Consider the following 9,506-nt stretch of genomic DNA (forward strand, 5'->3'; position numbering starts at 1 on the left):
CTTGAACTTTAGGCGGTTCAGTTATTGGAGACTTCTTCTTATTCCAGGATCTGTCAAACTCTGTGAGTCCACCGGCAGAGCCGGGGGTTTACTTATGATTAATTAATCTTTGATGATCTTTGCCATCAACAATTGTGGCTCTGTCTTATTTTCAGTTCAGGCTGTTTCGGGAAATCCGCTTAAAAAAAACAGTCAACCAGATGGATTTTTTCGGCTAAAAAACAGACTGGGCAAAATTGGCGGACTCGCAGAGCTCAGAAAAAGGCATGGCGTCATGCCGGACATGATCAGGCATCTTTGTATTCTAAGATACTTCTGGATTCCGTCCTGCACAGGAATGACTGGAATCGGACTTTTTGCGACGTTGTCAAAATTGAATAATTTTCTTTTTCAACAAATTCTTTACGTTTATGAATAATAGTGAAAAAAAGGGGCTGTAGATAGAAAAGAATCAACCTATTCAAAAAGAGTAATTAATGTTCTTACCAACAACCGAAAAAGAGCTGAATAAGCTTGGCTGGAAACAGCCTGATATAATTCTTGTGACCGGAGATGCCTATATAGACAGCCCGTTCATAGGCGTCAGTATAATAGGGCGAGTTTTAGAGGCCGAAGGCTACAAGGTTGCAATCATATCCCAGCCGGACATATATTGCGACAAAGACATCAAAGCACTCGGAGAGCCAAGGCTTTTCTGGGGAATAACATCCGGAAGCGTTGATTCCATGATTTCCAATTACACTGCATCCGGGAAAAAGAGAAAATCAGATGATTTTACTCCTGGAGGCGTTAATAACAAGAGACCTGACCGAGCAGTCATTGCTTATTCAAATCTCATAAGAAAATATTTCAAAAACACGGTTCCCATTGTAATTGGAGGAATTGAAGCAAGCCTTAGAAGAATTTCACACTATGATTTCTGGAGCGACCAGATAAGAAGATCCATTCTTTTTGATTCACGGGCAGATATTCTTGTATACGGAATGGGAGAGAAATCCATAATTTCGATTGCGGAGAACCTCGACAAAGGGAAAGACTGGAGAGAAATAAAAGGAATCTGTTATTCTTCAAATCTTGTCCCCGAAGACTACATAATTCTTCCTTCCCATGCAGATGTAAAAACATCAGGGAAATCCTTCACGGAAATGTTCAGACTGCTGTACGAGAACGCAGACCCATTCACTGCGAAGGGATTATGCCAGCAGCAGGACACAAGGTACATAGTCCAGAATCCGCCTCAGCCAACATATACGACCCAAGAACTCGACAGAATTCATGACCTTCATTTTGAAAGGGATGCCCATCCTGATCTGAAAAAAATTGGGGTGATCAAGGCACTTGATACTATCAGATTCAGCATACCTACCCACAGGGGTTGCTATGGAGAATGCAATTTTTGCTCGATCTCTGTGCATCAAGGAAGAACAGTTACTTCCAGAAGCCACGAATCAATCATTAAAGAAGCCCAAGAAATAACAAAAATCAAGGATTTCAAGGGGACTTTACTCGATTTGGGCGGGCCAACTGCAAATATGTATGGCTTCGAATGTTCAATTAAAACAGAAAAAGGCGCATGCAGAAACAAAAGATGCCTGTATCCTGCTGTCTGCAAAAATATGAGGGTAAATCACAAACCCCAGACGGAGTTACTTAAAAAGGTCAACTCGGTGCCAGGCGTAAAAAATATTTTTGTGGCCTCTGGCATCAGGCACGATCTTATCCTGGCAGACAAGCCTAACGGAATCTCCTATCTTGAAAGAATTCTTAAAAAGCACACCTCCGGTCAATTAAAGATAGCTCCTGAACATGTCTCAAACCGAGTTCTTGATCTAATGGGCAAGCCAGATGAAAAAGGACTCCTGGAATTCAAGAAGTTTTTTGATTCAATAACAGACAAACTGAAACTGGAGAGGTTCTTAACATATTATTTAATGGCGGCTCATCCGGGGTGCACTACAGGCGACATGACAAAATTAAGGGAGTTTTGTCTGAAAAATCTTAGAATACTGCCAAGACAGATTCAGATTTTCACTCCGTCCCCTGGAACCTGGTCAAGCGTAATGTATCATACGGAAATCAACCCGTTTTCAGGAGAAAAAATATTTGTTGAAAAAAAGCAGGCAGAACGAGAAAATCAAAAAAAGAAGCTTGTGCCCCATGGCACAAATAAAAAATAATTCCTTTCTATTTCAAAACTGCATGATTTTAGACAGATGCATAGATGTATTTTTGCTTATTGGTGGTACAGGTCAGAAAAAAAGATCAAGCTTTGCTGAAACTTCTGCCCTGTCGACATCAAAGGCAAATATCTTTTCAGCATCTATTCCCAGATGAACATTTCTTGACAATCTGAGTCTGTGAGTGGTTTTTATGCTTTGGCTATCGTGGGTATCTCCAAGGCCAAACCACATGGAAGTGCCTTCCACACTTATTTTATAGGGATCGGCCACCTGCCATATAATGCCGGTCATGAAACCTGAACCTGCTGCCCATCCATGATCAAGGGCATTATCTGTATCAAACTCGGCCTGGGCCAGTCCATAAACAAGCATTCTGTCTGCCAAAAGCTTGGAAAGACCGATCCCTCCGGTATTCTTCCAAAAAAGTTCTCTCCTGAAGCCATCTATTTCATTGTCATTGCCAACAAGCTCTTTTTTGAAGCCGGTTCTGAAATTCCAGGACCATGGTTTGAAAAAATCGTCCCTCGGACTTAAAGACAGAAGATCAATTATATCAACCTGCTCAACCCCAACTTCATCTTTCTCGATATCATACCTTAATCTTGTGTTTCCAAACTGAATCTGAGTTCCTGACTCAACAGGATAATCAGGGTCTGACACGTCATTATAGGCAAATCTGAGCCCGAGCTCATAAAAACCATTGCCGTCTGAATCGACGCCGCCGCCGAGGCTGACACGCTTTGGTCTGTGATATGTATCCGGAGATTTTGGGAGCGGAAAATCATACAGCCCGGCCTCGGCCTTGCCCAGCTTGCTCCTTTCCCTGAGTATTTCAACAAGCCTTTTTGAGTATTCGCTCTTATCCTTTTTCCCGTCAAGGAAATCATACTGGAGCATTTCAGTAGACAGGTCAAGAAGCCTGATTTTGTCATTTTTGTCTTTTGTTACAGTATCAATTTCAGTTGCACTTATTATTCCTTCCCTGATATCAAGTGCAGCCTTTTTCATGCGGTCATCCATTGATTTAATCTTCTGGCGAATCTTTGTGGATTTGGAAGGCCTGTAACTTTTGCCTGTAATAACTCCTTTATCAAAGGCATCAATAACCGTATCCGAGGGTATTGTAAAAATCCACGATTTGCCCACAAGGTCGAGGGACGGTCGGGCCGCATCAAGCAGATAAAGGATATTGTATGCGCAGTTGTCGTCAAAAAAATAATAATCAATATTGACTTTTTCCATCTCCCTTATGTGACGAACCATCTTTCTAAGTTCGACTTCATCAAGGTTCAGTTCATATTCCCAGATGTCTCTCCTGTCCATATCCGTGTATTCAAGTATTTTCTTGTAGTATGGAAGAACCGAATAATCACCTTTGTAAGTGCCCATCAGAGCACCGAAGGCAAAGGCGACTCCGTTTGTCTCCTCGGTTCTAGCCGCATAATTGACAGCATGGGACAGAAGATCATTCCTGTTGGTTGTCTTGACATTGACGAATGTGTGCCCGAACATTGAGGCAGGGCTGTTTATACTTCCGGTTGGAAAAACCAGATACGCCTTTAACGGATTTATTCTGTCAACAGGATCACAGGTAAGTATTTCAATTTTTGAAGGGTCAGGCTCAAGACACTTAAGGAGCCAATCGTATCTGGCTATATATTGGCAGACGTCCGGCCTGTTTTCAATATTTTCATTACTGAAAAAAGCCCTTATGCTCGCTTCAAGCTCTGCTTTTGGATCGCGCTTGCCATTTTCGGAGAAAAAAAATGAAGGCTCGTCTATCTGGCTTTTAAAGCCAAAAAAACCCTTTTCGTAATGCATGAGTATATGCCAGTATTTATCCTCATGGAGATTAAGCGATAAGGCTTTTTCGACAAGCTCGTCTGTGTAATCGTTTTGTTTCTCGACAGCAAAAGCCGGCATTGCAGTGAAACATACAATGAGAACAAAAAAAAGGCTGGAAATCTTTGGACTATTCCAAATGATTCCCAACCGTTTTATTTTAAAAAACAAATTTTTCAAAATACTAATTTTTTTCTATGATTCCACTAACATCTGAAACAACGGTCTGATTGTTAACATTGTCCTGGAAATATATTTTGTCAAAATTTTTCTGAAGAGCTGAATAAAGCTGAGGACGTTTTGCAGGAGCAACTTCGGCTATTTCAGCAAGAGCGTCCAATGTTTCGCCCTGACCAGCAGCTATATCAACAGCAAGGTTGTCCATGTTTTCAGCAACGAATTTATTCATCTTGTCAACTTTTGCAAAACTTGAAGGCTGGCCGCATCCAAGGGTTCCTGATGAAATACCGAAAGTCTGGTTTCCAAAAGTTCCATTGGTTGTTGCCGCAAAAATCTGTATCAATATGCCGGGATTTTTGGAGTCCTTAAAAAGGATATAACCAAGTCCACATCCACAGTTTGATCTAACATTACTAGGGCTGCCAGCATAAGCTGAAGATGCAAAAATCAAGAGAGCGGTCATTATAAAAGCTATTTTTTTCATTTTATCCCCTTTCTTTTCTGTTATTCAATAATTAAGCAGAAATGGAAAAACCATAACCACAATACTAATAAGCTATAACAAGCACAGAAAACCATAAACCCATGTATAACTTTTTGGCGATAATATCTTCATAAACCTTTTTTTTCAATATCTAATTAAAGACAATAGAGTAATGGAAGGTAAATTTAAAGAGATTTATTACCTCTGCTAAAAAAACACTGCATAAATTATCCGTATTAGCTTACCTCAGTATAAAACATATATAAATACTATGAAAATAAAGGTTTCTGGATATTTTTTAGAAGATCAGAAGATAATTTAGATGCCCAGAATAGACCTGCCGCATGACCTTAGAGTTATTTAAGGTCATGCGGCAAACGGTTCCCTCTGTAATCCGGCTATGAAAGAAAGGATAAAACTGAAACTACTAAAGATGGACAATCTCAGGAAGGCGAAACTTTTGAGGCATAAAACAACGCACCGAATATCAGAGGTACCTTCCAAATTAGAATCATGGCAAAGCCAAAATTTGTATATCTACATTCAATAATCGTGCCACTACAGCAAGCATATCTATACAAGGCTATTTGTGGTTGATTTAACTCGGTTCAGAAGACAACCTGGAGAGATAATGAATTAAGGCAGAAAACAAAAATGAGACACAATCGCCCATCATTGCGTGACATAATTAGAAATATATTAAAAAATCAGGATATTACAAGGTGTGATAAGCAATGCATGGCGATGTGTTTTTTTTTTCACACTATTCAATTTCAAGCTCTTTGAGTTTTCTTAAAAGTGTCCGCCTTTCCATATCTAGATATTTCGATGCGTGGGTTCTGTTTCCAGAATGCATATCAAGAATACCTTTAATAAATATTTTTTCAAATTTCTTGGCTGCTTCCTTGAAGCTTGTACCTGAGAAGAAAGTCATAAAATCTATATTATCCGCTTCCATCTCATCTTTTACGCCAAAACCTGGAATATCAAATGTTTTCAAGGTGATATAACGATGAACGGCATTCTGGAGTTCTCTAACATTACCGGGCCAGACATATTTTTTCATGGCTGAGATCAAGTGATCTGGGATTGATTCGATTTCGTCATTTCTGAAAATCTCGCAGAAGTGCTGGACAAGAAGCGGTATATCTTCAACTCTCTCCCTTAAAGCAGGCAGGTTTACAGGAACTACATGGATTCTGTAAAAAAAATCACGCCTCATTTTGCCTTGTTTGATAAGAGCTGAAAGGTCACGGTTTGTTGCTGCAATTATTCTGAAATTGCTGTGCCTGACCTCATTAGAACCTATCGGCGTAAAACCTCCGCCCTCAATGGCCCTGAGAAGCTTCACCTGCATACCAAGACCAATCTCACCTATTTCATCAAGGAAAAGAGACCCTTGATCTGCCTGCTCAATAAAACCGGAATTATCCCTGACAGCTCCCGAAAATGCTCCTTTTTTATATCCGAAAAACTCGCTTTCGATCAAGTTTTCAGGAATGGCTCCGCAATTGACAACCACAAAAGGAGATCTGCTCCTTTCGCTCATGTCATGGACAGCCCTTGCAACAAGCTCCTTACCTGTACCTGACTCACCATATATAATAACCGGGGCGCTTGAACTGGCGGCCTGCATAATTACTTCATAAACTTTCTGCATCAAAGGACTCTTGCCGATAATATCACCGAACCTGAATCTCTCTTTTATACTGCCCCTTAACCTGACATTTTCGGCCCTCAGCCTCGCCTCATTCAGGCGAAACGACTCCTCCACCTTTTTCCTCTGGGAATAATCAGTAAAAATACCGGTCAGCCTCACAGGAGAGGAATTTCTGTCAGTCTCCACAACTCTTCCCCAGGCAAGAAACCATTTCCATGCCCCTTCTTTGGTTCTCACCCTAAATTCGACTTCAAAAGGCTCCTTCAGTTTGAGAAGCTTGCCACTGAAGAATTGATCTACAAGCGGAAGATCATAAGAATTTACCTGGGATCTCCATGTATCCACGGTAAACTTAAAAGAATCAGGATCATAACCAAGCATTTTGTAGTAACTCGGGCTGAAGTAAACTTCCTGTTTCTTCAGATTGACGTCCCACAGACCGTGGTTACTGGCCTCAAGCGCCAGAGAAAGCCTTTCCTCACTCTCTTTAAGGGAGTCTTCAATCCTCTTCTGTTCAGTAATATCCACACCTGTTGAGACAATATATTCATGTCCGCTGTCTCTTTGGTAAATTGTATTGGCCCAGGATATGAGCTTTGCCTCACCAAATTTTGTCACCCATGAGTTTACGGATATATTTGATTTGCATTTTTCAGACAGGGAGTTGTAACGGGCCCTCACAATATCCACTTCTGATGAAGGAATAAGAATGTCAAAAATACTCTTTCCAATTAACTCTGCAAGGCTGTATCCTGAAAGGTTCTCGCAAGCAGTGTTAGCATTTATCACAGCCCCCTTTTTATCTGTTATCAAAAAAAGTACGTCAGACACCTGAAAAACATCTGAAAGGAAAACTGACTCATTTTCAAAAATACGCTCTGATCCGCAAGAATCGATTCTTCTTGAAACGGCGGTATATATTCTCTCCCCCATATACATAGCAGGGGTAAAAACAGTCTCTGCCACAACTGGTCCGCTTTCTGAGGCCAAAGGGGATCTTATCATGTAAGAACCATTTCTCAGCAATTGAAGAACATCTGGAGTATTTTTTGAAAAACAAAAAATATCCTTGATGTTTATTGCGCGCTTGCCTGACTCACCGATGCCAAGCAAGTTTTCTGCCGAACTGTTTAAATGGATTATCTCTCCGTTTTCTTTTATTGCAAAAAAATAGTCGGATACTGCATTAAAACAGTCAAACGATTCTATATTTGAGGTTTCCATAATATCCTGTACTAAAAAACACCCATGGCCTGACCAAAAACAGGAGTGAGAAGATTTTTATTCCAAAAATGAAATACAAACTGTTATATTCGGATAAGTATTCATACAAAACAAGAAACTAAAAAAACAGCTATTTTTTTAGTTCCAACAGTTTTATTTTATACGCTGATAACAATAAGCTAAAAGCAATACACCTGCCCCACATTAAGCAAACTCAAAATCTTCTATTTCTTGGGAATATAGATACTTAAACAGAATTGGTCAGGGGAAACACAATATGAGCGATGACAAAAAAGTCCTTAGAAATTTTTTCAATGGCCTACCCCAGGAAATACTCAGAGAGATAATCAGTCTTTCAGCCATAAACAGATTGAACCACGGTGAATTTTTCGAAAGTGATACCACGGATACTATCTGTATTGTTATAGATGGCGAGGTTGTAATCTGTGAAGGCAATAATTTAAACAAGCCTGTACTCACAATAAAGTCAGGAGAATGTGCAAGACAGACTCTCCCTAAAATAACTGTTTCACCTGCAAGAGATTCCAGCGCAATGGTAATGGTTTTGAATAAAAGGCTTCTCGACATGATGCCTGAGCAAGCCCAGCTCTTTCTCTATAAAAAAATTTACGACTCTGATAATGAACGTATATCAAAATATCTTTTCGAACTCAAAAAATGTGATGAAAAAAGAGCGGTTCTTGTTGATTCTTTAAGGCAGAAAGGGCTGCAAAAGAACAAAGACCTGTCAAAATTCGAACCTGTCAGAAAGATTCTCGATAAAATACAAAGACTTCCTTCTTCCATAGAAAATCTCATGGCACAGATTTCTTCGGAAAAGACGACGCCACGAAGCATTGCAGATCTTATTAAGAATGATCCTTCCCTTACAGGCATTGTACTGAAAAGAATCAATTCTTCTTATTACTGCCTTGAAAAGAAAATATCGGACATCAACTATGCGATATTTTACCTTGGAGTTGACCAGATCTATCAGGTCATTGTTGCAGAAGGTCTTAGGTCTACGCTTGCAACAAATCCTGAATTTCAAAAACTTTATTTCCATTCAGTAATAATTTCACATATATCCAGCGAGATTGCCAGGCTTGCGCTGACATCCCAGCCAGCGGTTGCAAGCACCATAGCCCTGCTCCACGATCTCGGCAAAAACGTTAAATTCCTTTTAAAAGAGCAAAATCCGAAAATAACAGATCTGATAGATTTTCTTGAAGCCGCAGAAATTGGGAACATACTCCTTAAATCATGGAATCTGCCCGAAAATATTTGTGAAGTTGTTAAGTTTCACATGCACCCCGGTTTCATGCATCCTGACGAACTTCCCCAGGGCATAAGGCCAGCGGTAATAAATCTGTATGTATCCCATCTGGTTTATGATCAGATACTAAGCAGCCAGACAATGGAAATCAAGTACGCATATGAGGATGAATGCCTTGATTTCCTAGGATGGAGCGGATATGATATAAAAAAAGTAATCGAGAAAATTCTCATGCCTGAATTTAAAAGAAGATCTTCTCTTTACCCGGAATCATTCAGAAAATTTCTTAAAATAGAAAAAACAGGATAGTACCTAACTCTTTTTTATCTTCCCATCGTCATAATTTGAACTCTTCTGGTAAATGAAAGGTCAAAGGTCGCTTTTTGAAAAAAGCTTGGCAAAAACTTTTCTGATTACCACTCTGCTTCAGCCATAGAAAGCATGGTTGATGGCATGGGCGGAGTCCTAAGAGCAACATAAATAAGTCTGTGAATCATGGACGGCAGATCATAGCGGCGATTGAATCTGTACTGAAATTCTGCAAGATAGCGCGGAACATGCTTGCGATTAATTGCATGATAAGTACCTTTGAGCGCATTTTTTAAGTTACCAAGTATTATATTGACCCATTTGAAGGATGGATGCTCTACAGCTGCTTTA

Annotated in this window: 6 protein-coding genes; 2 read left to right on the plus strand and 4 right to left on the minus strand. The window is 39.9% G+C overall.

Going from position 1 to position 9,506, the window contains the following annotated elements:
- Positions 1–476 precede the first annotated feature (476 nt).
- A complete protein-coding gene (locus K245_RS0119620; RefSeq protein WP_027360557.1) occupies positions 477–2,177 on the plus strand; it encodes a YgiQ family radical SAM protein in 1,701 nt (566 codons plus the stop codon).
- A 72-nt stretch (positions 2,178–2,249) separates the two neighbouring features.
- On the opposite strand, the gene K245_RS0119625 is transcribed toward K245_RS0119620, so the two are convergent.
- From K245_RS0119625 to K245_RS27020, 3 genes are all read right to left on the minus strand, one after another.
- A complete protein-coding gene (locus K245_RS0119625) occupies positions 2,250–4,103 on the minus strand; it encodes an Lnb N-terminal periplasmic domain-containing protein (RefSeq protein WP_156906857.1) in 1,854 nt (617 codons plus the stop codon).
- A gap of 103 nt (positions 4,104–4,206) precedes the next feature.
- The gene (locus tag K245_RS0119630) at positions 4,207–4,686 is read right to left on the minus strand and encodes a DUF3015 family protein (RefSeq protein ID WP_027360559.1); all 480 of its coding nucleotides are present in this window, start codon (positions 4,684–4,686) and stop codon (positions 4,207–4,209) included.
- A 763-nt stretch (positions 4,687–5,449) separates the two neighbouring features.
- A complete protein-coding gene (locus tag K245_RS27020) occupies positions 5,450–7,570 on the minus strand; it encodes a sigma-54-dependent Fis family transcriptional regulator (protein ID WP_051284470.1) in 2,121 nt (706 codons plus the stop codon).
- A 277-nt stretch (positions 7,571–7,847) separates the two neighbouring features.
- Between K245_RS27020 and K245_RS0119640 the strand changes: the two genes are divergently transcribed.
- Positions 7,848–9,155 carry an HDOD domain-containing protein gene (locus K245_RS0119640; RefSeq protein ID WP_027360560.1) on the plus strand — a complete coding sequence of 436 codons (1,308 nt, stop codon included), beginning with the start codon at positions 7,848–7,850 and terminating at the stop codon, positions 9,153–9,155.
- Positions 9,156–9,259: 104 nt separating this feature from the next.
- On the opposite strand, the gene K245_RS0119645 is transcribed toward K245_RS0119640, so the two are convergent.
- A partial coding sequence (locus tag K245_RS0119645; protein WP_027359238.1) for a transposase occupies positions 9,260–9,506 on the minus strand: 247 nt, incomplete at its 5' end.

The sequence above is a fragment of the Desulforegula conservatrix Mb1Pa genome (assembly GCF_000426225.1).
Taxonomy (GTDB): Bacteria; Desulfobacterota; Desulfobacteria; order Desulfobacterales; family Desulforegulaceae; genus Desulforegula; species Desulforegula conservatrix.

Excerpts from the sequence above, each read along its gene's own strand:
- K245_RS27020 (WP_051284470.1), bottom strand. The coding sequence starts at position 7,570 with ATGGAAACCTCAAATATAGAATCGTTTGACTGTTTTAATGCAGTATCC.
- K245_RS0119640 (WP_027360560.1), top strand. The coding sequence starts at position 7,848 with ATGAGCGATGACAAAAAAGTCCTTAGAAATTTTTTCAATGGCCTACCC.
- K245_RS0119630 (WP_027360559.1), bottom strand. The coding sequence starts at position 4,686 with ATGAAAAAAATAGCTTTTATAATGACCGCTCTCTTGATTTTTGCATCT.
- K245_RS0119620 (WP_027360557.1), top strand. The coding sequence starts at position 477 with ATGTTCTTACCAACAACCGAAAAAGAGCTGAATAAGCTTGGCTGGAAA.
- K245_RS0119625 (WP_156906857.1), bottom strand. The coding sequence starts at position 4,103 with ATGCCGGCTTTTGCTGTCGAGAAACAAAACGATTACACAGACGAGCTT.